This window comes from Burkholderia sp. Se-20373, assembly GCF_017104705.1.
GTDB lineage: Bacteria > Pseudomonadota > Gammaproteobacteria > Burkholderiales > Burkholderiaceae > Burkholderia.
In genome coordinates this window covers 1-24,481 of sequence record NZ_JAAGPH010000022.1, presented here as the reverse complement: position 1 = coordinate 24,481, position 24,481 = coordinate 1, and the positions used below count along the sequence as shown (strand labels likewise).

Sequence of the window (24,481 nt, the reverse complement as noted above, 5' to 3'; positions counted from 1 at the left end):
GTGTGTCCCTTTCAGCCGAGCGCCTGGCTCACGATCGCGAACGCGCGCAGCGCCGGGTCGCGCGCGGGCGTCGTGCCGCGCGCCATCGCGACGACGGTATCGACGCGCGGCAGCCCGAGCCCGTCCAGCCAGTCGGACAGCCCGCTGTCGCTCGGCAGGTCGAGCCGCACGAACATCCCTTCGTTCAACGCGAGCCAGTGACTGATCAGCGCCTGCGCGCGCAGCGCATCCGGCGCGATCACCGGGCCGATCACGTGGCCCGGGCCGAAGCGGCGGAACAGCGCGAAGCCGAGCAGTTCGCCGTCGCGATCGAGCGCGATGCCGTTCGCGACCTCGAGCAGCGCGTCGGTCACCGCGCCGCGTTCGTAGCCGGCCGCGCGCGATGCGAGCGCGGCGAGGCGCGGCCCGTCGTTGGTGCCGAGCGGGCGCAGGCGCTCGCCGGGCGGCAGCGAGATCAGCGGCGGCCGGAACGCCGCGCCCTGATGCTGGTTGATCGTATCGATCGGCTCGAAGCCGAACGCCGCGTACAGCGGCTCGCGCCCCGGCATCGCATGCAGAAACACGGTGCGGGTGCCGAAGCCGTCGAGCGCGCGGGCGAGCAGCTCGCGCTCGATGCCGCCGCCCGCGCGCTCGGGCGACACGATCAGCATGCCGAGCGCCGCGTGCGATTCGCCGAGGCGCCAGCCCAGCGCGGTCCCCACGACGCCGGTTTCGTCTTCGGCCACGATGCCGCCGCCGAGCTGGAGCACGAAGCGCCAGTCCTCGAGCCGGTGCGGCCACTTGACCGCCTCCGACAGCCGATGGGCGGCGGGCAGGTCGGTGTCGGCGAACGGGCGATAGGTGAGCGTGCGGGAAGGGTTGAGGTCGGACACGCCGGACTCCGGATGGGTGGAAATGACGCAGTCACTCTGCCAGCGCGGGTGCGGCGCGGATAGGACGATTCGCCTGTTTTCCGGCGGGGACGGGCCCGCCCGCGAGATCGACGCAAACCCGTTCGATCGACGCGGACGAACGCGCGGATCGTGCCGGCGCGGCCGGTCAATCCCGCCACTCGTGCTGTGCGAACAGCACTACGATGAATGCACGGCGGCGCTGCCGCCTGCCGGCGGGCCGTGCTGACAGGCGCGCCCGCTGCGGCAGCGCGGCGCCCACCGGCCGGCCCTGCCGCGCCGCGCCCGATCGCGCCGCAGATCGTGCTGCATGGGGCGGGCAACTTGCGGCGATTGTGCGTTTTGAGCGGCGCCGAACGATGCGCGACCGATTTTTTGCCCTGATTCAATTTCGTTGAACCCAGCCCATCCCCGGCCCTCCCGGGGCTTCACACCGACAGGACCTGACCATGATCCAGTTTGAACCGAAGTACATCACCTTCGACTGCTACGGCACGCTGACCCATTTCCGGATGGCCGAGACGGCGCGCGAAATCTACGCGGACCGGCTGTCGCCGGCGACGATGGAGGCCTTCGTGCGCGCGTTCGCCGCCTATCGGCTCGACGAGGTGCTGGGCGCATGGAAGCCGTATCGCGACGTGGTCGTCAACTCGGTCCGTCGTACCTGCGCGCGGCTCGGCGTGACGTTCGACGAAGCCGAGGCCGAGCTGTTCTATCACGCAGTGCCGACCTGGGGCCCGCACCCGGACGTGCCGGCCGGGCTGTCGCGGCTGGCGTCGAAGTACAAGCTGGTGATCCTGTCGAACGCGATGGACGACCAGATCATGAGCAACGTCGACAAGCTCGGCGCGCCGTTCCATGCGGTGTTCACCGCGCAGCAGGCGCAATCGTACAAGCCGCGCATGCAGGGCTTCGAATACATGTTCGACAAGCTCGGCTGCAAGCCGGAGGACGTGCTGCACGTGTCGTCGAGCCTGCGCTACGACCTGATGACGGCCGAGGATCTCGGGATCAGGCACAAGGCGTTCGTGAACCGCGGCCACGAGCCGGGCACGCCGTTCTACAACTATTACGAAGTGTCGGACATCGGCCAGCTCGCGACGCAACTCGGGCTGTAAGGCGCCTGCGCCGGCCGATTCGTCGATCGGCGTGACGGGGCGGGACGGGACGCGGCCGCGATGTCGCCGCGTCCATCGCCACCCGTCGCGCGTTCGATCAGCGTACGAAACGAGGGTAATTACCGATATCGAGTCGTTCAAGGCGGGGCCGCCCGGGCCGATATATGTACCGAACGGTTAACATCTCGAGGCCCCCGCATGAAGTTGTCCACCAAACTGCTGATGCTCGTCGCCGCGGCGCTGCTCGGCGTCGTCCTGCTCGCCGCGTTGTCGCTGCACACGCTGCGCGACGCGCTGATCGACAGCCGTCGCGACGAGATCGTCATGCTGCTGACCAAGGCCGAGCACCTGGTCGATTCGTATCGCGCGATGCAGACGAGCGGCACGCTCACGCAGGAGCAGGCGCAGCAGCAGGCCAAGGCCGCGCTGGCGGCGCTCAACGCGAATTCGAAGAGCTACTTCTGGGTCACGACGGCCGACGGCGTCAACCTCGTCCACCCGAACGCGAAGTTCATCGGCACGCGCGCGAAAGGCAACCGCACGACCAGCGGCCTGACCGACAGCGAGGCGTACCGCGCGGGCATGGCGCAGTCGCATTTCGCGCTCGTCGACGTGCTGATCAAGCGCAGCCCCGACGCGGACCTGGAGCCGAAGCTGCAGGGCGTGGTCGCGATCCCGGACTGGGACTGGTGGATCGGCACGGGATTTTTCTACGACGACATCAACGCGGCGTTTGCCCGGCTCGCGACGGTGCTCGGCGCGATCACGCTCGTCATCGCCGCGGCGCTCGCGGCCATCGCATGGGGCGTGCTGCGCAGTGTCAGGCGCACGCTGGGCGGCGAGCCCGCGCATGCGACGCAGATCGCCGCCCGGATCGCCGCCGGCGAACTGGACGTGCAATTCGATACGGCGCACGCCGCGCCCGGCAGCCTGCTCGTCGCGCTCGGCGACATGAAGGCGCGGCTGACCGACACCATCGCCGAAATCCAGACCACGACCCACTCGATCGCCACCGGCACCGGCGAGATCGCCCAGGGCAACCTGGACCTGTCGCAGCGCACGGAGCAGCAGGCCGCGTCGCTGCAGGAAACGGCCGCGAGCATGGAGCAGATGACGTCCACGGTCAAACAGAACGCGGACAACGCACGCCAGGCGAATGCGCTCGTGGGCCAGGCGAAGGCGGCGACCGAACTCGGCGGCGCCGCCGTGCAGGCGGTCGTCGAAACGATGCGGCAGATTTCGGACGGGTCGGTGCGGATCGCCGACATTACCGTCGTGATCGAAAGCATCGCGTTCCAGACCAACATTCTCGCGCTCAATGCCGCGGTGGAAGCCGCGCGGGCCGGCGAGGAGGGACGCGGGTTCGCCGTCGTCGCATCGGAAGTCCGCTCGCTCGCGCAACGCAGCGCCGCGGCCGCGAAGGACATCAAGGGATTGATCGACGCGTCGGTCGAGCGGGCCGGCAGCGGCAGCCGGCTCGTCGAGACGGCGGGCGAGCGCATGACGGAGATCGTCCGGTCGATCGACCGCGTGGCCGACATCATGGGCGAGATTTCGGCGGCATCGGCCGAGCAGAGCACCGGCATCGAACAGATCGGGCTGGCGGTCGCGCAAATGGACGAAGTCACCCAGCAGAACGCCGCGCTCGTCGAGCAGGCGGCTGCGGCCGCGTCGTCGCTGGACGAGCAGGCGGCGCGCCTGCGGGCCGCCGTATCGGTATTCCGCCTGGCTGCGTGACGGCTTCGCGCCGCCCGCCCGCGGCCGGCGCATCATCCTGCCTGACTGCCTGACTGCCTGACTGCCCGACTGCCCGACTGCCCGACTGCCGTCGGCGCGCCGCGCCGGCATACGCCCGGTGAGCGCGCCGACATGCCGGTGATGGACGCGTCGCCGCCTGGCGGCGCGGTTCCTGACGGCTGCACGGGCCCCGTTTCCGGGCAGTTTCGTCATCCTCCCGTGTTCCCCCAAAGCCGTTCCGATCGAGCGGCATTCTTCCGAACTTTCCCGCGCGACGTGCCGTCGCGATCCCCACCGCCGACGCCCGTGCGTGCGGCGATCTGCCGCAACCAGCCGCTCGTTTCGGCCGTCGTCGGCCGGCGCGCACGCATTCGACACAAACGTGCGGTTTGCGCGAGCCAAACGCGCGCCGGATGCGGAACGGGTAATTTTGTCGGCGCAATCTGCGGCGGCTGCGGCCTTACGATTTCCTGCATCGACACGGGTTGGGCAGACGCCGCGACGCGCCGCCGGGCACACGGCGACACGTGCGCGCACGCAGCAAATCATGCTGCGCAGGCTACCCAAAACGGTCGATTCGTATCGTGCAGGCCGCCCGAATCGCGACAAACCGCATTTTGGCGATGCTTAAATGAATTGCATGGACACGACGCCCCACCCGCTACCAGCAAGCGGGCGCGGCGGGATTGAACAATCACGCTGGACCCTTGGACCCACTTTCCACAGTCAGGAGCAGTTCGGATGAGCGACGATATCGACAATGGCGGCAAGGGCGGCATCACGCGCCGCGACATGATGAAGGTCATGGCGGCGGGCGGCATGATGGCCGCCGGCGCCGGCGGACTGCTGATGACTCCCGGCGCTGCGTTCGCCGCGCCCGCGCCGAAGCGCGGCGGCAAGATCCGGGTCGCGAACGAAGCCGGCTCGACGGCCGATACGCTCGACCCGGCCAAGGGCTCGACGGGTGCGGACTACACGCGCTTCTTCATGTTCTATAGCGGCCTCACGCAGCTCGACGCGAGCCTCACGCCGCAGATGAACCTCGCCGAGTCGCTGCAGACGACCGATGCGAAGACCTGGATCATCAAGCTGCGCAAGGGCGTCACGTTCCACGACGGCAAGCCGGTCGGCCCGGCCGACGTGGTGTTCTCGCTGATGCGCCACAAGAACCCGGCCACCGCGTCGAAGGTCAAGACGCTTGCCGAACAGTTCACGGAGGCGAAGGCGACCGGCCCCGACGAAGTCACGTTGACGCTCGCCAGCGCGAATGCCGATCTGCCGGTGATCCTCGCGACGCCGCAGCTCGTGATCGTCAAGGACGGCACGACCGACTTCTCGACCGGCATCGGCTGCGGCCCGTACAAGCTGAAGTCGTTCAAGCCGGGCGTGTCGACCGTCGGCGTGCGCAACGACAGCTACTTCAAGCCGGGCAAGCCGTATCTCGACGAGATCGAGCTGATCGGCATCAGCGACAGCGCCGCGCGCCTGAACGCGCTGCTGTCGGGCGACGTGCACCTGATCAACGCGATCGATCCGCGCTCGACGCAGCGGGTCTCGTCGACGCCGGGCTATGCGCTGAAGGAAACCAAGTCGGGCCTCTACACCGACCTGATCATGCGCAGCGACAACCCGATCGTCGCGAACCCCGATTTCGTCGAAGGGATGAAGTACCTGTTCGATCGCGAGCAGCTCCGCACGGCGGTGTTCCGCGGCTACTCGGTGATCGGCAACGACCAGCCGATTCCGCCGGGGCACCGCTACTTCAACGCGTCGCTGCCGCAGCGCCCGCACGATCCGGACAAGGCGAAATTCCTGCTGCAGAAGGCCGGTGCGCTGGGCGCCACGCTGCCGCCGATCTATGCGACGTCCGACGCGAACGGGTCGATCGAAATGGCCGTGCTGCTGCAGCAGGCCGGCCAGAAGATCGGACTGAACCTGCAGGTCAACCGCGCGTCGCCCGACGGCTACTGGTCGAACCACTGGATGAAGCACCCGCTCACCTTCGGCAACATCAACCCGCGCTCGAGCGCCGACGTGCTGTTCACGCAGTTCTTCAAGTCGGATGCGCCGTGGAACGAGTCGGGCTGGAAGAACGCGAAGTTCGACCAGTTGCTGCTCGCCGCGCGTTCGGAAACCGACGACGCGAAGCGCAAGCAGATGTACGGCGACATGCAGGTGATCGTGGCGCAGCAGGGGCGGGTCGGCATTCCGGCGTTCATCAGCTTCCTCGACGGCTACGACAAGCGGCTCGCGGGCCTCGGCTCGATCCCCACCGGGCCGATGATGGGCTTCACGTTCGCCGAGAACGTGTGGTGGAACGCATGACGTTGCCGCTGGCCGCCGTCGCGCGGCCGGTGCGGACCACCGCGCCGGCCACGCGCGGTTTTTTCAGGAGTGACGCGCCATGAACCGAATTCTCATCGGCCTGATCGGCCGGCGCATCGCGGTCACCGCGCTGACGCTGCTGATCGTGTCCGCGATCATCTTCACGATCACGAACCTGCTGCCGGGCGACGCCGCGCAGGCCGCGCTCGGCCAGTCGGCGACGCCGGAGACGGTCGCCGCGCTGCGCCAGCAGTTCGGCCTCGACATGCCGGCGCACGTGCGTTACGTGCACTGGCTCACCGGCCTGTTGCACGGCGATTTCGGCCGGTCGCTGTCCGGCGACATGCCGGTGTCGGAGCTGATCGGCGGGCGCCTGCCGAAATCGCTCGCGCTCGCGGCGATCACGACCGCCGTGTCGGTGCCGATCGCGCTGCTGCTCGGCATCCTCGCGGCCGTCAAGCGCGAGTCGGTGGTCGACCGCGTGATCAGCCTCGGCACGCTGTCGCTCGTCGCGACGCCGGAGTTCCTGATCGCGACGGTCGCCGTGCTCGTGTTCGCGGTGAAGCTGCGCTGGCTGTCCGCGTTGTCGTACAGCGGCCCGATCGAAAGCCTGCACGATTTCCTGCGCGCGTATGCGATGCCGGTGCTGACGCTGTGCGCGGTCGTGATCGCGCAGATGGCACGCATGACGCGCGCCGCGGTGATCGAGCAACTGAGCGCGTCGTATGTCGAGATGGCCGTGCTCAAGGGCGCGAGCCCCGCACGCGTCGTACTGCGCCATGCGTTGCCGAACGCGATCGGCCCGATCGCCAATGCGATCGCGCTGAGCCTGTCGTATCTGCTCGGCGGCGTGATCGTCGTCGAGACGATCTTCAACTATCCGGGCCTGGCAAGCCTGATGGTCGACGCCGTCAGCAACCGCGATTTCCCGTTGGTCCAGGCGTGCACGTTGATCTTCTGCGTCGCGTACCTGACGCTCGTGCTGTTCGCCGACCTCTGCTCGATCGTGTCGAACCCGCGACTGCGAACCTGAGCGTTCCGTCCACTTTCCGAGATGCCGCCCATGCACCCGACCGAACCCGTTCAACGCAGCAGCGCGCTGCCGCCATCCGGCGACCCGCCCGTGGGGCGGGGCAGCGTGCCGCCTGCCGCGCCTGCTCCCGACGAGCCGCGCAAGCGCCGCGGCGTACGCATCGCCTTGACCGCCGGCGGCCGCGTCGGCCTGTCGATGGCCGGCCTGATGCTGTTCATCGCCGTGTTCGCGCCGCTGCTCGCGCCGCACGACGTCGGCGCGATCGTCACGCCGGACGTGTTCGCGCCGTTCAGCGCGAAGCTGCCGTTCGGTTCCGACTTCCTCGGCCGCGACATGCTGAGCCGGATCCTGTACGGCACGCGCCTGACCGTGCTGCTCGCGCTCGCCGCGGTGCTGCTCGCCGCGGTGACCGGCACGACGCTCGGGCTGCTCGCGACCGTGTCCGGCCGCGCGGTGGACGAGACGATGAGCCGGCTGCTCGACGCACTCACGTCGATTCCGTCGAAGATGTTCGCGCTGATGTTCGTCGCCGCGTTCGGCTCGTCGCTGCCGCTGCTGGTGCTCACCGCCGCGGTCAGCTACATGCCGGGCTCGTACCGGATCGCACGTGCGCTGGCGGTCAACATCAGCACGCTCGAGTTCGTGCAGGTGGCGAAGGCGCGCGGGGAAAGCGCGCTGTACATCGCATGCGTCGAGATGCTGCCCAACATGATCCATCCGATGCTGGCCGACACCGGGCTGCGCTTCACGTTCGTCGTGCTGCTGCTGAGCGGCCTGAGCTTTCTCGGGCTCGGCGTGCAGCCGCCGTATGCGGATCTCGGCTCGCTCGTGCGCGAGAACATCGCGAGCCTCGGCGACGGCTCGGCCGTCGCGATCATGCCCGCGGTCGCGATCGCGATCCTGACGGTGGGCGTCAACCTGTTGATCGACGGTTTGCCGCATCGCGGCCGCCGCAAGGGCGCGGCTGCCGCCGCGGGAGAACACTGATGCGAGATGAATCGACTCCGGAATCGACTCCGCTCGTCGAGGTGCGCGGGCTGCGCGTGGTCGGCGGCCGGCCGGGCGGCGCGGAAACGACGATCGTCCACGACGTCGACTTCGACATCGGGCGCGGCGAGGTGCTCGCGCTGATCGGCGAATCGGGCTCCGGCAAGACGACGATCGCGCTGTCGCTGATGGGCCACGCACGCGCGGGCTGCCGGATCGCCGGCGGCTCGGTGAAGCTCGGCGGCACGGACGTGTGCACGCTGAGCGCGCAGGCACTGACCGCGCTGCGCGGCCGCAAGGTCGCGTATATCGCGCAGAGCGCCGCCGCCGCGTTCAATCCGTCGCGCACGATTCTCGACCAGGTGATCGAGAGCGCGCTGATCCACAAGACGATGACGAAGCGCGATGCGCAGGCGAAGGCGGTCGAGCTGTTCCGCGCGCTCGCGCTGCCCGAGCCGGAGACGATCGGCAGACGCTATCCGCACCAGGTGTCGGGCGGGCAGTTGCAGCGGCTGATGGCCGCGATGGCGCTGATCACCGATCCGGAACTGGTGATCCTCGACGAGCCGACCACCGCGCTCGACGTGACCACGCAGATCGACGTGCTGCAGGCGTTCAAGAGCGTGATCCGGCGCTGCGGGATGAGCGCGGTGTACGTGTCGCACGATCTGGCCGTGGTCGCGCAGATGGCCGATCGCATCGTCGTGCTGAGCGACGGCGTGATCCGTGAGACGGGCGACACCGAACAGATCCTGCATGCGCCCGCGCACCCGTACACGCAGAGCCTGATCGCGGCAGTCACGCCGAACGACGCCGAGCGCGAGGCGAAAGCGGCGAGCGCCGCGCCGGCGCCGCTGCTCGACGTGCGCGGCGCGGTCGCCGGCTACGGCGGCCGGACCGCGAAGGGCTGGCCCGCGAAGCTGATCCTGCACGAAGTCGACCTGCGCATCGGGCGCGGGCAGACGGTCGGCGTGATCGGCGAATCGGGGTCGGGCAAGACCACGCTCGCGAAGGTGATCGCGGGCCTCGTGCCGGCGACGGCCGGGCAGATCCTGCTCGACGGCGAGCCGCTCGCGCTCGATATCGGCAAGCGCTCGAAGGAGCAGCACCGCCGCGTGCAGATCGTGTTCCAGAACGCCGATACCGCGCTCAACCCCGTGCATACCGTCGAGCGCACGCTGGCGCGGCCGCTCGCGTTCTATCACGGGATCCGCGGTGCGCGGGCCCGGCAGCGCGTCGCGGAACTGCTCGAACTCGTGCGGCTGCCGCAGGCGGTGGCCGGGCGGCGCACCGGGGAATTGTCCGGCGGGCAGAAGCAGCGCGTGAACCTCGCGCGCGCGCTCGCGGCCGAGCCCGACCTGATCCTGTGCGACGAGGTCACGTCGGCGCTCGATACCGTGGTGGGCGCCGCGATCATGGACCTGCTGCGCGACCTGCAGGCGAAGCTCGGCGTGTCGTACGTGTTCATCACGCACGACATCGCGAAGGTGCGCGCGATCAGCGACGACATCGTCGTGCTGTACGCGGGCCGTCGCGTCGAAACCGGCAGCCGCGACGCGCTGTGCGCGCCGCCTTATCACCCGTATTCGCATCTGCTCGTGTCGTCCGCGCCGGAGCTGCGCGCGGGCTGGCTCGACGATGCGGCCGAGCGCTGCCACCGGCCGCTGGTGCCGATCGGCGAGCGCGAGCACGAGGCCGAGCTGTGTCCGTTCCTGTCGCGCTGCGCGATGCGCGTGGACGGTGTGTGCAACCGCACGGCCCCGTCGCTGCGCACGCTCGGGAACGGCGCGCAGGTGCTGTGCCATCGCAGCGAGGAAGATCTCGCGCGGTTCCAGGCGGAGCCGGTGCCGGCCGGCGGAGCGTCGGTGCCGCTGGTGCGTCTGTAATGCGATGCGCGCTGTGCGAATACGTGGCAACTGCGCTTTTCGAAGGTGATTAATTGACGTCTTCTCCTCCCTAAAGGGAGGTGATTCCCACAACCGGCGATGCACGTCCGCATCGGAGAATGTTCAACGCAGCATTGATATCACGATCATGTGTGACACCACAGTTACTGCAAGCCCACTCTCTTATTCGCAGTCCCGCGATACCTTTCGGCCGCGTCGTGCTGTCTTTCGACCCACACGCCGAACAGGACTGGGTAGAACCGTTTTCGTCGACTTCCTCGAACGTGGCTCCGTGCGCCATCGCCTTGTAACGGAGCTTGCTGCGGAAGGACGACCAGGATGCGTCGTAGACGCTCTTCGCCATCCTGGTTCTGGCGAGTTTGACGGCCGACACGTTGCCGACTGCGATGTAGTCAAAGCGCCGCACCAGGTCGAGCGCGAGCTTGTGCTGGAAATCGGCGCGGGCGTTCGTCACCTTTGCGTGCAGCTTCGCGATATGCCGCTTGTGCTTTCTCGCACGTTGGGCTTTCGCCAGCTTTTCCGCTGCGTGTCGGCCAAACCGCTCGTTGGGCAGTTTCTCGCCAGTCGAAAGTGTGGCGAAGTCTTTCAGGCCGAGGTCGATGCCGACGCCCGAACGGATCGGGCGGACCTGAACATCCGGTATCTCGATCGCGATGTTGAGAAACCAGTTACCGCGCGCATCCTGTGCAAAGTTCGTTCCGTCCTTGATCTTGCCTTCAGGAAGCGGTCGACTGTTGAACACGCGAAAGGTGTTGCTCGCGAAGCGAAATGCATCACCCTCGCGCTTCAGGTCGCGCCCCTTCAGCGGCACCCAGCCGAGCGATCTCTTGCCGCGATAGCGCAGGTAAGGGCGTCGATGCTGGCTGCGCGACTTCGCGTATTGCTCGCACGTAGCGTTGATCGTGCCGGAGTGGATACCGAGCTCCTTGCTGCTACCGGTTGTGAGCACATTCAGGTCGAAGCCTGTCGGCCACTTCATGTTCCACTTGAGCGCGTGCTTCTGCGTGTCGTTGCAGAAGTTCCAGACGTAGTTCACCACACGGCTCTGCTTGTTAAGCAGTCCGTTGAGCGACTTCACGCGGTAGCGGTAGACAAGAATCATGCCGGTGATCCTAACCCGTGGGAGAAGCTGCCTGTCAACAGCACTTCTGTCCTTCTCGCCATCCGCCCCGAAGGAAGTCCCCTTGGGAGAAAGGACGCGGTTTCTCGGAGGATCCGATGAAACTGGAATCGTACTGGCTGGATACCCGCCCCGCGTTTCGCGCCGCAAGCGTGGGCCCCGTCGAAGGGCGGGCCGACGTGGTCGTGATCGGCGGCGGTTTCACCGGCTTGTCGGCGGCGCTTGCACTCGCGCAGCGCGGCGTGTCGGTGGTCGTGCTCGAAGCCGCGGAGATCGCCGGCGAAGCGTCCGGCCGCAACGGCGGCCAGTGCAATACCGGTGTCGCGCAGGATTATGCGTCGCTGGCCGCGCGCATCGGCGCCGCGCAGGCGAAGCAGTTTTATCGCGCGTACGAAAGCGCGGTGAAGAGCGTCGAGACGATCGTGACCGAACAGGCGATCGACTGCGATTTCCGGCGCGCGGGCAAGCTCAAACTCGCCGCGAAGCCGCAGCATTTCGCGGGGCTCGAAAAGACCTTCAACGCGTTGCGGCGCGACGTCGATCCGGACATCGAACTGATCGAGCCGTCGCGCATCCGCGACGAAATCGCGTCCGACGGCTTTTACGGTGGGCTCCTGCAGCGCAACGGCGCGCAGATGCACATGGGCAAGTTCGGCGTCGGGCTCGCGCAAGCGGCCGTGCGCGCCGGCGCACGCGTGTACGAGCACGCGGCCGTCACGCAGCTCGACCGGCTGGACGGCGAGCGTCACCGGATCACCAGCGCCCGCGGCACGATCGTCGCCGACCGCGTGCTGGTCGCGACCGGCGCATCGCAGCACGGGCCGTTCGCGTGGTTCCGGCGGCGCATCGCGCCGGTCGGCAGCTTCATCGTCGTGACCGAGCCGCTGCCGGATGCGCAGTTGAACCGGCTGTTTCCGCATCGCCGCGCATACGTGACGTCGCGCCAGATCGGCAACTACTTCCGCGTGACGCCCGACAACCGGCTGCTGTTCGGCGGCCGCGCGCGCTTCGCGATGTCGAGCCCGCGCTCCGATGCGAAAAGCGGCGACGTCCTGCGTGCGGGCATGGCCGGCTATTTCCCGGAACTGGCGAACGTGCGGCTCGACTACTGCTGGGGCGGGCTGGTCGACATCACCGCCGACCGGCTGCCGCGCGCGGGCCAGCACGACGGCCTCTATTACTCGATGGGCTACAGCGGCCACGGCGTGCAGATGTCGGTGCACATGGGCCGCGTGATGGCCGACGTGCTGTATGGGGCGGCCGCGTCCAACCCGTGGCGCGAGCTCGACTGGCCGGCGATACCGGGTCATTTCGGGCACGCGTGGTTCCTGCCGGTCGTCGGCGCGTACTACCGGATGCAGGATTTCCTGCACTGAAGCGAGCGCCCGGGAGAATTCGATATGACAGTGCAATTCATTGGCTCGGCTGGCGCCGTCGGCTCGCCGCGTGTGGCGCGGCCCGTGTCGCCCGCGATCGGCGACGTGCTGCGCACGATCGATGCATCGTTCGCGCAGCCGCTGAACCTGGACACGCTCGCGGCGGTGGCCGGGCTGAGCGTGTCGCGTTTCACCGCGCGCTTTCGCAGCGAAACCGGCCTGTCGCCGCACCGCTATCTGTGTCTCGTGCGGATACGGCGGGCGCAGGACCTGTTGCGCGCCGGTCTCGCGCCGTCGGTCGTCGCGACCGACGTCGGCTTCTTCGATCAGAGCCATCTGTGCCGGCATTTTCGGCGCGTACTCGGGATCACGCCGCGCGATTACGTGGCCGCCCGTACGGGCGGCGCGCCGATGCGAGCGCCATCGACGCGCGTGCACAGCGAACGCCGCGACGCGTCGTGTCACGCGGCGTAAGCGCACGCATGGACGACATGCCCCGCTGACGATGTCCGGCTAAAGCGCCGGCGAACGATGATTTCCGATATCGCGTGACCGCTTTCGAGCGAATCCGTCACGCACCGCACAGGAGCAGAAATGACCGCAGTTTTCGTGTTGCACCGGGCCGACGGCGCACCGTCTTCCACCGCATTCCGCAAGCAGGCGTTCGGCACGAGCGATCCGTTCGCGTCGCATCGCGAGATCGCGTGGGAAGGCCCCGACGCGATGGCCGCGGGGCGGATCGTTTTCGCCGGCGAACTGGACGTGGCGAGCTTTCCGCACATCGAAACCCTGGCCGTCATCCAGGGCGAGCTGACACTCGAAGCGGCCGGGGCCGCACCGCTGGTGGTCGGCCCGGGACAGGGCGCCGTCATCGGCGGCGGCACCGCACTGCGCATCGCCGCACAATCGCCGGTACTGCTGACGTTCTGCGCGGCGGCGTGCGCGCAACCGACGAAACGCGGCGTCTTCGAGCTGCGCGCCGACGCCGACTTCAAGCCGTCCGCCACGCTGCCGGCCGAGGCGCTGCTCGGCCCCGCGCCGCAATGCCGCAGCGACAACGTGTTCACCGACGACGGCGCCGGGTACTGCGCGGGCACCTGGGATTCGACGCCGTATCACCGGATCGTCCGGCCGCATCGCGCGAACGAGTTCATGTTCCTGCTGGACGGCGGCGTCCGGTTCGCGGCGCCCGACGGCAGCGTGCAGTCGCTCGGTACCGGCGACGCGCTGTTCGTGCCGCGCGGCGCGTCGATCGGGTGGGAAAGCAGCGAACGCGTGGCGAAGTTCTACGTGATGCAGAACGTCAAACCTTCCACCGAACGAGACTGAGCATGTCCCCTCCGTTGCGCCATATCGAAACCTTGTCCACGCCGCCGGCCGCGGCCGACGTCGTCGTGATCGGCGGCGGCATCATCGGCGTCTTCACCGCCTACTACCTGGCCCGCCGCGGCATCTCGGTCGCGCTCGTCGAGAAGGGACGCATCGGCGCCGAACAGTCGAGCCGCAACTGGGGCTGGTGCCGGCAGCAGAATCGCGACGAACGCGAGTTGCCGATGGCGAGCAAGAGCATCGATCTGTGGGAACGATTCGCGGCCGAATCCGGAGAAGACACCGGCTTTCATCGCTGCGGGCTGCTGTATCTCAGCAATGACGAAGCCGAATTGTCCCGCTGGGCAAGCTGGGGCGAATTCGCGAAGACGGCGGGCGTGACCACCTACATGCTCGACAGCAAGCAGGCCGCCGAGCGCGGACGGGCAACCGGGCGGCAGTGGAAGGGCGGCGTGTTCTCGCCGACCGACGGCACGGCCGATCCGGGCAAGGCCGCGCCGGCCGTGGCCGCCGCGCTGATGAAGCTGGGCGGCAGCGTCCACCAGCACTGCGCGGCACGCGGCATCGAACTGGAAGGCGGACGCGTCGCGGGCGTCGTCACCGAGGCCGGCGTCATCAAGACCCGAACGGTCGTGATGGCCGGCGGCGCCTGGGCGTCGTCGTTCTGCCGCCAGCTCGGCATCCGCTTTCCGCAAGCGTCGATCCGCCAGTCGATCCTGAGCGTGGCGCCCGTCGACACGCCGCTGCCCGATGCGATGTACACGTCCGGCGTGTCCATCACGCGCCGCAGCGATGGACGCTATGCACTCGCGATCAGCGGCCGCGCGCGGGTGGACCTGACACCGCAGTTCCTGCGCTTCGCGCCGCAATTCGTGCCGATGTTCGCAAAGCGCTGGCGCAACCTGCTGCCGGGCGGCCTCGAAGGCGTGCGCGGCGGCCATGAAACGCTGAAGCGCTGGCGCCTCGACGCGCCGACGCCGATGGAAGCCGTGCGCATTCTGGATCCGAAGCCGGATATGCCGACGGTCACCGAAACGTACCGCCGCGCGGCCGAACTGTTGCCCGAACTGCGCGACGCGAAGATCACGCACGCCTGGGCCGGGTTCGTCGACAGCACGCCGGACGGCGTGCCGGGCATCGGCGAAGTGCCGGGCGTGCCGGGGCTGATTCTCGCGGCGGGGTTTTCGGGGCACGGCTTCGGGATCGGGCCGGGCGCCGGGCACCTGATCGCCGATCTGGCGTCCGGTGCGCAACCGTTCGTGGACCCGGCGCCGTACCGGCCCGGCCGGTTCAGCGAATCCGCCTGGGGCAAGGTCGCCGATTTCTGATGCAACGCCGTCACATGGATGAGAGGCCGCCTGTATATCACGCGCATCGCGCCAAACCGCCCGCGAGCGGCCGGAGCGGTGCGGTGAGCGTTCGCCGGCCCGCCAGTGCGATGCGACAGCTTGGGAGTGCCTGATGCGTTTCAGTTCGTACTGGCTCGATACGTCGGAGCCGTTCGTGAGCCGCTCGCCGGAATTGCCCGACGGCCGTTGCGACGTCGTGGTGGTCGGCGGCGGGATCACGGGTTCGGCCGCCGCGCTGGCGCTGGCCAAGAAAGGCGCGCGCGTGGTCGTCTGCGAGGCGGGCACCGTCGGGCAGGCGGCATCGGGACGCAACGGCGGCATGTGCAACAACGGCTTCGCGCAGGATTACGCGTCGCTGTCGCAGCGCCTCGGCACGGAACTGGCGAACCGCCTCTATCTCGCGTTCGACGCGGGCGTCGACACGGTCGAGCGGCTCGTCAACGAAGAGTCGATCGATTGCCATTTCGCCCGCACCGGCAAGCTGAAGCTCGCGGCAAAACCCGAGCACTACGACAAGCTCGCGCGCAGCCACGCATTGCTCGCGGCGAGCGTGGACCCCGACACGCGCCTCGTGACGAAGGCCGAGCTGCGCGACGAGATCGGCTCGGATCGTTATCACGGCGGGCTGCTGTTCGGCAAAAGTGCGGGAATGCATGTCGGCCGCTATGTGCGCGGCCTCGCGCGCGCCGCGCAAGCCCGCGGCGCGCATATTCTCGAGCAGGCGCCGGTGCTCGGCCTGAAGCGGCAAGCGGGCGGCGCGTACGCGGTGCGCACGCCGCTCGGCGAGATTCGTGCGCGCCAGGTCCTGCTCGCGAGCGGCATTTCGCAGGTCGGGCCGTTCGGCTGGATCCGCCGCAGGGTCGTGCCCGTGGGCGCCTTCATCATCGTCACCGAGCCGTTGCCGCGCGAGTGGCTCGACCGCTTGCTGCCGACGCGCCGGATGGCCACCGACACGAAGAACTTCGTCAACTTCTTCCGCACGACGCCCGATAATCGGCTGCTGTTCGGCGGGCGCGCGCGGTTCGCCACGTCGAACCCACGTTCGGACGAAAAGAGCGGTGCGATCCTGCGGCGTCAACTGGCCGCCGTGTTTCCCGAGCTGGCCCGCGTGCGCATCGACTATTGCTGGGGCGGGATGGTCGACATGACGGCTAACCGGCTGCCGCGCGCGGGCGAGCGGGACGGCGTTTACTACTCGATGGGCTATAGCGGCCACGGCACGCACATGGCTACGCTGATGGGCACGTTGATGGCCGAGATCATGGACGGGCGCGCGGAACTCAACCCGTGGCAAGGCTTCGACTGGCCGGCCATTCCCGGGCATTTCGGCAAACCGTGGTTCCTGCCGTTCGTCGGCGCCTGGTATCGACTCAAGGACAAGCTGCAATGAATTCACCAGTTGTTCACCTGATGCAAGCCGGCAGGCTCGATCGCTTTTTCATCGACGGCGACTGGGTGTTGCCCGACGGCAGCGACCGGTTCGCGGTCGTCTGCCCGTCCACCGAACACACGCTGGGCGAGATCCCGCTCGGCAGCGCACGCGACGCCGACCGCGCGGTGCAGGCCGCGCGCCGCGCGTTCGAGCGCTGGTCCGTGACTTCACCGCGGGAACGCGCCGCGTTGCTCGACCGCGTGCATGCGCTGATGCTCGAGCGCGCCGAGTTGTTCGCCACGGCGCTCGCGATGGAAATGGGCGCGCCGATCGGCTATGCACGCGGCGCGCACATGCCGCTCGCGGCCGAACATATCCGCGTCGCACGCGACAACCTGGCGAACTACGCGTTCGTCAGGCAACGCGGCACGACCGCGGTCGTGCGCGAGCCGATCGGCGTGTGCGCGCTGATCACGCCGTGGAACTGGCCGATCTACCAGATCACCGCGAAGGTCGGGCCGGCGCTCGCGGCCGGCTGCACGGTGGTGCTGAAGCCGAGCGAGCTGTCGCCGCTCAGCGCGCTGCTGTTCGCGGAAGTGATCGCCGATGCAGGCGTGCCCGCCGGCGTATTCAACCTCGTGAGCGGCAGCGGCGAGACGGTCGGCGCCGCGCTGTCGTCGCACCCGGAGGTCGACATGGTGTCGATCACCGGATCGACGCGCGCCGGCGTGCTGGTCGCGCAGGCGGCGGCGCCAACCGTCAAGCGCGTCGCGCAGGAGCTGGGCGGCAAATCGCCGAATATCGTGTTGCCGGATGCGGACCTGTCGCGCGCGATCGCGCCGGGCGTGGCCGCCGCGTTCCGCAACATGGGGCAATCGTGCAGCGCGCCGACCCGCATGATCGTGCCGCGCAACGTGCTCGGCGCGGTCGAGGCGCTGGCCGCGGCAGCAGCGCGCACGCTGGTCGTCGGCGATCCGTTCGCCGAAGCCACGACGCACGGGCCGCTCGCCAACCGCGCGCAGTTCGGGCGGGTCGCGCAGATGATCGACGCGGGCATCGACGAACGCGCGAAGCTGATCGCCGGCGGCCCCGGCCGGCCCGCGGGGCTCGAGCGCGGCTTTTACGCGCGGCCGACGATTTTCTCCGACGTGCGCACCGACATGACGATCGCGCAGCAGGAGATCTTCGGCCCGGTGCTGGCGATCCTTCCGTACGACACCGTCGACGAAGCGGTCGCGATCGCGAACGACACGGTCTACGGGCTCGGCGCGCACGTGCAGGGCACCGACAAGGCGCAGGCTCGCGCTGTGGCTGCCCGCATCCGCGCGGGGCAGGTGCATCTGAACTACCCGGCATGGGACCCCCAGGCGCCGTTCGGCGGCTACAAGCAGTCGGGCAACGGCCGCGAGTACGGGATCGAAGGGATGGAGGAGTATATGGAGATCAAGTCGATCGTCGGCTTTGACGACTGACCCGGCCGCCGCGCGCGGTTCGCGCCGGCGGTACAGTTGGACGCCCGCTACTCTCCGAAGGTGCCGAAATTGGAATTGGATCACCCCGTCATTCCCGACCCGCTGCTGCAAGCACATCACGCGCACTGGGCGAAGCTGCGCCGCGACCTGCATGCGCATCCCGAATTGCGATTCGAAGAACACCGGACGGCCGACGTCGTCGCGAGCGAACTCGAAGCGCTCGGCTATGCGGTGTCGCGCGGGCTGGGCGGCACGGGCGTCGTCGCGAGCCTGCCGGGCGCCGATCCGGCGCGCGGGATCGTGCTGCGCGCCGATCTGGACGCACTGCCGATCCACGAAGCCAACGATTTTGCGCATGCGTCGTGCACGCACGGGATCATGCATGCGTGCGGCCATGACGGCCATACCGTGATGTTGCTCGGCGCCGCACGCGTGCTGAAGGAACTGCCGCAGCTGCCCGGCACCGTCCATTTCGTGTTTCAGCCCGGCGAAGAGGGCGGCGCGGGCGCGCGCAGGATGATCGACGACGGGCTGTTCGACCAGTTCCCGACGGAGGCGGTATTCGGCATGCACAACTGGCCCGGGCTGCCGGCCGGGCATTTCGGGTTGCGCACGGGCCCGATCATGGCGGCCGGCTCGCGCTTCAGGATCACGGTGACGGGCAAGGGCGCGCATGCGGCGCAGCCGCATCTGGGCATCGATCCGGTGCCGCTCGCCTGCTCGATGGTGCTGCAATGTCAGACCATCGCCGCGCGGCACAAGGATCCGGTGGATCCTGCAGTCATCTCCGTCTGCATGTTCCATGCGGGCACGACGGACAACGTGATTCCCGACACCGCCGAGCTGCGCGGCACGATCCGCACGCTGTCGTCGGCTTTGCAGCAGAAGCTGCAGCACGATGTGCGGCTCACTTGCGAGGCGCTGGCGAGTGCCTACGGCGCGCAGGTCGACGTGGAATTTTTTCAGTACTACCCGGCGACGGTCAACACGCCGGCCGAGACGGCGCTGTGCGAAGCGGTGATTCGCGACACGTTCGGCGACGCGCGCGTCGATCGCGACGTGCCGCCGAACATGACGTCCGAGGACTTCGGCTTCATGCTGGAGGAGCGGCCGGGCGCGTACGTGCTGATCGGCAATGCGCAGGACGGCGCGAGCGCACCGGCGCTGCACCACCCGAAATACGACTTCAACGACGAGATCATTCCGGCCGGCGTCCGGTACTGGGTCGCGTTGGCGCAGCATTACTTCGCGCGATCGTCGTGATGCGCGCAGCCGGCATTGAACGCGTGCCGTGGCGCACGACGACACTTTTATAAAGACTGCTTGATGAAACAGGACAACGAGATGAACGATTCCGACACGATGCCGGCGCTTCGCTACCGGCGCTTCACCACCGCGGACGTCCCCGCGGCCCATGCCCTTACCGTCGCGCTTCGCTGGCCGTTCAGGGCGGAAGACTGGCAGTTTTCCGCGGACACGTCGACCGCGTTCGCGGCCGAGGAAAACGGCGTGGTGATCGGCACGGCGATGTGCTGGAAGTACGGTGCCGATCGCGCCGCGATCGGGCATGTGATCGTGTCCGACGCGCATCAGGGGCGAGGCATCGGCCGCAAGCTGATGGAGCTGCTCATCGACGAATTGGGGCCGCGCGTCACGTTCCTGCATGCGACGCCGGCCGGTCGGCCGCTGTACGAGAAGCTGGGTTTCAACGTGTGCGGCTCGCTGGGCCAGTATCAGGGGAACGTCGTTCGTCCTGCGGAGGTGGTTCTGCCCGATGGCGTGCAACTGCGTGCCGGATCGCGGGCCGACTGGCCGCGCCTCGTCGAGCTGGACGCGCGCGCGTCCGGTCTCCAGCGCGATGCGTTGATGGCCGCGCTGTTCCAGCGCGGTGAAAGCGTCGTGCTCGAACGCGATGGCGAGGTGGTCGGGTTTTCGGTGCTGCGGCGCTTCGGGCGCGGCGACGTGATCGGCCCGGTGGCCGCACCGCGCGCAAGCGACGATGCGTATGCGAAGGCGCTCGTCAGTCATTGGCTGACGCAACGGGAAGGCGAGTTCGTCCGCATCGACGTGCCGGACGGGACCAGTCTGCCGGACTGGCTGGCCGAACAGGGTTTGGCGCGGGTCGATACGTGTTCGAAGATGGTGCGCAACGCGCCGGCCGCAGCGCACGAAGGGCCGGCCGATCCGGCCTGCGGACAGTACGCGCTCGTCAGTCAGGCAATGTTGTAGCCCGCGGCTGCGCGCGCGGGATTGCCTCGCGCGCCCGGCCCGGCGTTGCCGGGCCCAGGCGTCGATCGCGTTACTTCACCGGGGTAAGAACCGGCGCGCCCTTGTTCTTGATCAGCACCACGATGAATTTCGCCGGCTTCGTGCTGCTGGCGTTTCGTCCGACCGTGTGCACGTCGTCCGGTCCTTCATGGTACGTGTCGCCGGCATGGAGCGTGACCGTCTTCCCGCCGTTCAGGCCCATCACGATGCTGCCGTCGAGCACGTAGACGAACGCGTGCGCATCGTGGCGATGCACGGGATCGACGGCGCCGGGCGGATAGTCGACGGCGATCATCTCCACTTCCTTGCCCGGATACTCGGGCAACGGCTCCGTGGTCAGTTGCGTCACCGTGGCGTGGGGGGCGGCGGCGGCCGGCTGAACGGCGGCCAGGAGCGACAGCGCGAGCGGTGCAAGCGCGAGCATGAGGCGTTTCATGTCGTTACTCCAGGTTGGCCTTGTCGAGCCCGAACATCTTGTCGAACGAGCCGGGCACGACGCGGAAGGCGACGTTCAGCCGGTTCCAGCAGTTGATGGCGCCCACGAGGAAGGTGAGATCCGACAGTTCCTTCTCGGAATAGTGGCCCCGCACGCGTTCGTAGAGCTCGTCGGGCACGCCGTGCGCCGGGATCTGCGTCAGCGCTTCGGTCCATGCGAGCGCGGCGCGCTCGCGCGGCGAGAACAGCGTCGACTCGCGCCAGATCGCGACGTGATGCAGGCGCAGTTCGCGCTCGCCGTGGATCTTGGCCATCTTGGTGTGCATGTCGACGCAGAACGCGCAGCCGTTGAGCTGCGACGCGCGAATCTCGACGAGCTCGCGGATCGGCGTCTCGATCGTCGTCTTCTGAAACAGGCCGTCGAGTTCGACGAGCTTCTTGGTCAGCTCCGGCGATTGCTGGAAGTAGTTGATACGTTGCGTCATGATCGGTTCTCCTGAAATGTGGAATCGCGACTGCCGGCCCTGCATGTGGCGCCCCACGCACGGCCTGCCTGACAACATCGTAATCGCGGGCCCCGCGGGCCAGTAGTGCCCGGCAGGTGCGCATTCTGTTGCCGCTTCGGCACCAATCCATGTCGGGGGGCGCGGTCGGTCTCAACCGCAGCGGGAAGGCGCACGGTTCGCTACAGCGCGATGACCGTGTCGCCGCACGGCGCGCCCGCGGGTTCCCCGAGCATCGCCTTGAGATCGCGTTCGATCGTGCCGCACAGCGTTGAAATGGGCACGTCGTTCGCGCCGCCCTCGAACGGGTTCTCGGTGCTCTCGCCGACCTGGTCGAGCGAGGTGTACATCCACGACACCGCGACACTGCACGGCACCACCAGCCACACCATGTAGCCGTGCATGAAACCGCTCACGCCGTCGTTCAGCCGGTTGAACTCGTTCAGCAAACCGAACGGCAACGACAGGCAGAAGAATCGGACGAACAGCGAGCTGACGGTCGCGTACTGGCGCGGATACGGGAAATTCTTGAAACGCTCCGCGCGCGACTGGAGGTCGGTGAAATCTCCGATCGTCTTGTGCAGGTCCATGTAGAAGCTCGTCTCGAGGCGGCCGGCCGTGTGCAGCGTCGCGAGCGTGCGGCGTTGCAGGCTCAGCACGAACGTCGCGGTCGACGCGGACGCGCACGCCTGTGCCGCTTCGGAAGGCGACAGGTACGCCGGGAGCAGTTCCCGGATGTCCTGTTCCCACTCCGGCACGCGATAGAACCGGCGGTACTCCGCGTTGTAGCGCTTGTTCGTGCTTTCCCAGACGCGCGGGCGGCGCAAGTCGTAGCGCAGCGCGGTGAGCCACGCAAGGTGGCGATAGACGAGGGTTCGCGCGATCTCTTCGTCGCCGACGAAGTCCTGCACGACCTGGCCCCAGCGACGGCTTTTGCTCAGGATGCCGATCCAGATGTCCAGCGCGTCCGCGGCGCGGTTGTACGTCTGGACATTCTTGAAGCCGACGATGAACGACGTCGCGGTGCCGAGCAGCGCCACGATCGTCAGCGGGATCGACAACCATCTGACCGAAAAGAACGTGTACAGGACGACCGGGACGGCCCCGAAAGCGAGGAGTTCGTAAACTTTCCAGCGCGTCCAGATCAGGAATTCCGCCAGCTTGTAGGATTTTCCGAGATGCATGTCTTTGGCCTCATCGAGGACTCAGCGGGGCGCGAGACGCGCAGCGGCGCGGCCACGCACGAGGTGACGGCGGCGAACGCAGGCGGCGGGCCGGGCGGCGCCGCCGCACGGCGCGCGTCGGGTCAGTCGACGACGGTCACGAGATTGACGGCGCCTTGCCTGGCCATCTTGGCGTACGGACACAGGCGCTCCGCGGCGCGCACCCGCTCTTCGGCGATGCCGCGCTCGACGCCGCGCATCCGGACGCGAACCTCGAAGATCAACGCATGACCGCCGTCCATCGGATCACGGCCGAACGCAACCCGAACCTCCACGACGGTCTCGGCCGGCGCCGTGCCGGCGCGTTGTTCGAGCAGGTTCAGCGCGCCATGGAAGCACGCGGCGTAGCCGGCGGCGAGCAGCTGTTCGGGATTGGTGCCGCCGCCCGGGCCGCCGAGTTCGGCGGGCAGGCGCAGATCGAGGGCAAGGCTGCCGTCGTCGGAGCGGACGACGCCCGATGCGCGGCCGTGTCCCGTCTCGCCGCCGGTCACGGTGACGCTCGTCGTATAGAGCGGCTGAAACGCCTGGCCCCGATACCGGTCGAGGAGGGAAAGCGGAGGGGCCTGGAGCTTCTTGTCGTCCATGATGCGTGCTCGAGTTCAGCGCCGCTTCGATTCCCGGTCAGTCGTGTGTCGAAGCGTGTGGCGAACGGGGCGGCGCGGCCCCGCGCAGATAGCGTCGCCAGGCACGCGTGGCGCGAACGATCGCACGAGCGCTGCGGCGATCTTCCGGTGCGGCGCGATCCCTGGCGGGTCTCCGGGAAAAGACGGCTCCATGCTAGAGGAGCACGATCGGCGGCGGTATGGCCGTCCCGGGCGATTCAATGTTGCCCTTCGGGCACCAATCGGGATCGTGACGCGACGCCCGGCCGTTGCGCGCCGCGCGTCAGCGGTCCAGGCACGCGCGCAGCGTTCGCGCGTGACGTTGCGCTTCGTCCGCGTCGACGATGTTCGCGAACCCGATGACGAGGCCGCGCGGCGTTTGCCGCGTGTGGCTGTTCACGTACCAGATCGACAGCGGCACGACGGCGAGGCCGGCGTCGCGCGCGCGGGCAGCGACGGCGACGTCGTCGACCGGTCCGTCGGGCCCGTCGGTGAACTGCACCGCGAACTGGATGCCGCCCACCGGCAATTCGACGATTAGCCGCTCGCCGAACGCCTGCCGCAGCGCGTGCACGATCAGCATGCGGCGCTCGCCGTACAGCGCGCGCATCCGCTTCAGGTGCCGCGCGAAGTGCCCCTGCTCGATGAAGTCGGCGAGGGCGGCCTGCAGGAGGGGCGGCGAACCGGCATTCATGCTGCACGCCACGCGCTCGACCCGCTCCACCGCGCGCTCGGGCACGACCGCGTAGGCGAGCCGCAGGCCGGGGTACATCGCCTTGCTGAAGGTGCTGCAATAGATCACGTGATCGCGTCGGTCGAGGCTCTTCAGCGCCGGCAGCGGGCGGCCGAGATAACGAAACTCGCTGTCGTAGTCGTCCTCGACGATCCACCCCGACGTCCTGGCGGCCCAGTCCAGCAGCGCGATGCGGCGGGACAGCGACAGCGTATGCCCGAGCGGGCTCTGATGCGACGGCGTCACCAGCGCGAAGCGGGCTTGCGGGTCCAGTTGCATGCCGCGCGCGACGTCGATCCCTTCGTCGTCCACCGGCACGGGGACGAGCTGCACGCCGGTCTCGGACAGGAAGCCGCGGGCGAGCAGGTAGCCGGGATCCTCGAACCACACGCGGTCGTTCGCCCGTGCGAGGCTGCGCAGCATGAGTTCCAGCGTGGCGCGGTAGCCGCCGGTGACGAAGACCTGGTCCGGCACGCAGGTCACGCCGCGCGACAGCGTCAGATAGGTGGCGATGTGTTCGCGCAGCGGCCGGTAGCCGGCCGGATTCGGATAGCCGAGCAGCGCGCGTTCGCCGCTGCGCGCGCGCAGCGACACGAGCCGGTGCCAGACCTTGCGCGGAAACGCGTCGAGCGCCGGGAGCCCGGGCTGCAGCGGGCTCGGCTCGCCGCTCAGCGCGACGGCGATCGGCTGCGGGCGCGGCGG

At 68.4% G+C, this 24,481-nt stretch carries 21 protein-coding genes; 14 read left to right on the top strand and 7 right to left on the bottom strand.

The features are described from left to right. Nucleotides 1-11 precede the first annotated feature (11 nt). Nucleotides 12-872, bottom strand: coding sequence for a GNAT family N-acetyltransferase (locus G3N96_RS10600; RefSeq protein ID WP_206137155.1), 861 nt, complete (start codon nt 870-872; stop codon nt 12-14). A gap of 467 nt (nt 873-1,339) precedes the next feature. Here G3N96_RS10600 and G3N96_RS10595 point away from each other — a divergent pair, with 467 nt between their 5' ends. The 6 genes from G3N96_RS10595 to G3N96_RS10570 all read left to right on the top strand — a co-directional run bounded on the left by G3N96_RS10595 (nt 1,340) and on the right by G3N96_RS10570 (nt 9,976). Further along, nucleotides 1,340-2,008, top strand: coding sequence for a haloacid dehalogenase type II (locus G3N96_RS10595; protein WP_089429371.1), 669 nt, complete (start codon nt 1,340-1,342; stop codon nt 2,006-2,008). A gap of 198 nt (nt 2,009-2,206) precedes the next feature. Next, nucleotides 2,207-3,745 carry a methyl-accepting chemotaxis protein gene (locus G3N96_RS10590; protein WP_206137154.1) on the top strand — a complete coding sequence of 513 codons (1,539 nt, stop codon included), beginning with the start codon at nt 2,207-2,209 and terminating at the stop codon, nt 3,743-3,745. 741 nt (nt 3,746-4,486) lie between these two features. Further along, nucleotides 4,487-6,070 carry an ABC transporter substrate-binding protein gene (locus G3N96_RS10585; RefSeq protein WP_206137153.1) on the top strand — a complete coding sequence of 528 codons (1,584 nt, stop codon included), beginning with the start codon at nt 4,487-4,489 and terminating at the stop codon, nt 6,068-6,070. Between the two features lie 79 nt (nt 6,071-6,149). Next, complete coding sequence (locus tag G3N96_RS10580) at nt 6,150-7,103, top strand: ABC transporter permease (protein ID WP_089459918.1); 954 nt, start codon at nt 6,150-6,152, stop codon at nt 7,101-7,103. A 30-nt stretch (nt 7,104-7,133) separates the two neighbouring features. Continuing rightward, nucleotides 7,134-8,090 carry an ABC transporter permease gene (locus G3N96_RS10575; protein ID WP_089498403.1) on the top strand — a complete coding sequence of 319 codons (957 nt, stop codon included), beginning with the start codon at nt 7,134-7,136 and terminating at the stop codon, nt 8,088-8,090. Continuing rightward, nucleotides 8,090-9,976 carry an ABC transporter ATP-binding protein gene (locus tag G3N96_RS10570; protein WP_206137152.1) on the top strand — a complete coding sequence of 629 codons (1,887 nt, stop codon included), beginning with the start codon at nt 8,090-8,092 and terminating at the stop codon, nt 9,974-9,976. Before G3N96_RS10575 ends, G3N96_RS10570 begins: the two co-directional genes overlap by 1 nt. A gap of 70 nt (nt 9,977-10,046) precedes the next feature. Here G3N96_RS10570 and G3N96_RS10565 read toward each other — a convergent pair whose 3' ends face one another. Beyond that, nucleotides 10,047-11,099 (bottom strand): RNA-guided endonuclease TnpB family protein, encoded by a 1,053-nt coding sequence (locus G3N96_RS10565; RefSeq protein ID WP_206137151.1) that lies wholly within the window; start codon nt 11,097-11,099, stop codon nt 10,047-10,049. 116 nt (nt 11,100-11,215) lie between these two features. On the opposite strand from G3N96_RS10565, the gene G3N96_RS10560 reads away from it, so the two are divergent. The 8 genes from G3N96_RS10560 (at nt 11,216) to G3N96_RS10525 (ending at nt 20,244) form a co-directional block, all read left to right on the top strand. Continuing rightward, nucleotides 11,216-12,493 (top strand): FAD-binding oxidoreductase, encoded by a 1,278-nt coding sequence (locus tag G3N96_RS10560; protein ID WP_206137150.1) that lies wholly within the window; start codon nt 11,216-11,218, stop codon nt 12,491-12,493. A 24-nt stretch (nt 12,494-12,517) separates the two neighbouring features. Beyond that, on the top strand, nt 12,518-12,967 hold the full coding sequence (locus G3N96_RS10555) for an AraC family transcriptional regulator (protein ID WP_206137149.1): 450 nt from the start codon (nt 12,518-12,520) through the stop codon (nt 12,965-12,967). Nucleotides 12,968-13,087: 120 nt separating this feature from the next. Continuing rightward, on the top strand, nt 13,088-13,822 hold the full coding sequence (locus tag G3N96_RS10550; RefSeq protein WP_206137148.1) for a cupin domain-containing protein: 735 nt from the start codon (nt 13,088-13,090) through the stop codon (nt 13,820-13,822). A 2-nt stretch (nt 13,823-13,824) separates the two neighbouring features. Continuing rightward, nucleotides 13,825-15,150 carry an FAD-binding oxidoreductase gene (locus tag G3N96_RS10545; protein ID WP_206137147.1) on the top strand — a complete coding sequence of 442 codons (1,326 nt, stop codon included), beginning with the start codon at nt 13,825-13,827 and terminating at the stop codon, nt 15,148-15,150. Between the two features lie 133 nt (nt 15,151-15,283). Then, the gene (locus G3N96_RS10540) at nt 15,284-16,561 is read left to right on the top strand and encodes an FAD-binding oxidoreductase (protein ID WP_206137146.1); all 1,278 of its coding nucleotides are present in this window, start codon (nt 15,284-15,286) and stop codon (nt 16,559-16,561) included. Next, nucleotides 16,558-18,015, top strand: a complete 1,458-nt coding sequence (locus G3N96_RS10535; RefSeq protein ID WP_206137145.1) for an aldehyde dehydrogenase family protein — start codon at nt 16,558-16,560, stop codon at nt 18,013-18,015. Before G3N96_RS10540 ends, G3N96_RS10535 begins: the two co-directional genes overlap by 4 nt. Nucleotides 18,016-18,090: 75 nt before the next feature. Beyond that, entirely contained in the window at nt 18,091-19,278 is a 1,188-nt protein-coding gene (locus G3N96_RS10530) for a M20 aminoacylase family protein (RefSeq protein ID WP_206137144.1), read from the top strand. 81 nt (nt 19,279-19,359) lie between these two features. Then, a complete protein-coding gene (locus G3N96_RS10525; protein ID WP_241022583.1) occupies nt 19,360-20,244 on the top strand; it encodes a GNAT family N-acetyltransferase in 885 nt (294 codons plus the stop codon). Between the two features lie 70 nt (nt 20,245-20,314). Here G3N96_RS10525 and G3N96_RS10520 read toward each other — a convergent pair whose 3' ends face one another. From G3N96_RS10520 to G3N96_RS10500, 5 genes are all read right to left on the bottom strand, one after another. After that, nucleotides 20,315-20,719: a cupin domain-containing protein gene (locus tag G3N96_RS10520; RefSeq protein ID WP_124579500.1), complete on the bottom strand. Its 405-nt coding sequence runs from the start codon at nt 20,717-20,719 to the stop codon at nt 20,315-20,317. A gap of 4 nt (nt 20,720-20,723) precedes the next feature. Beyond that, complete coding sequence (locus G3N96_RS10515) at nt 20,724-21,203, bottom strand: carboxymuconolactone decarboxylase family protein (RefSeq protein WP_124579498.1); 480 nt, start codon at nt 21,201-21,203, stop codon at nt 20,724-20,726. Between the two features lie 200 nt (nt 21,204-21,403). Next, the gene (locus G3N96_RS10510) at nt 21,404-22,405 is read right to left on the bottom strand and encodes a bestrophin family ion channel (RefSeq protein WP_124579496.1); all 1,002 of its coding nucleotides are present in this window, start codon (nt 22,403-22,405) and stop codon (nt 21,404-21,406) included. Between the two features lie 122 nt (nt 22,406-22,527). Continuing rightward, nucleotides 22,528-23,028: an Ohr family peroxiredoxin gene (locus G3N96_RS10505; protein WP_124579494.1), complete on the bottom strand. Its 501-nt coding sequence runs from the start codon at nt 23,026-23,028 to the stop codon at nt 22,528-22,530. A 301-nt stretch (nt 23,029-23,329) separates the two neighbouring features. Further along, nucleotides 23,330-24,481: PLP-dependent aminotransferase family protein (locus tag G3N96_RS10500; protein WP_206137142.1), on the bottom strand; the 1,152-nt coding region annotated here is incomplete at its 5' end.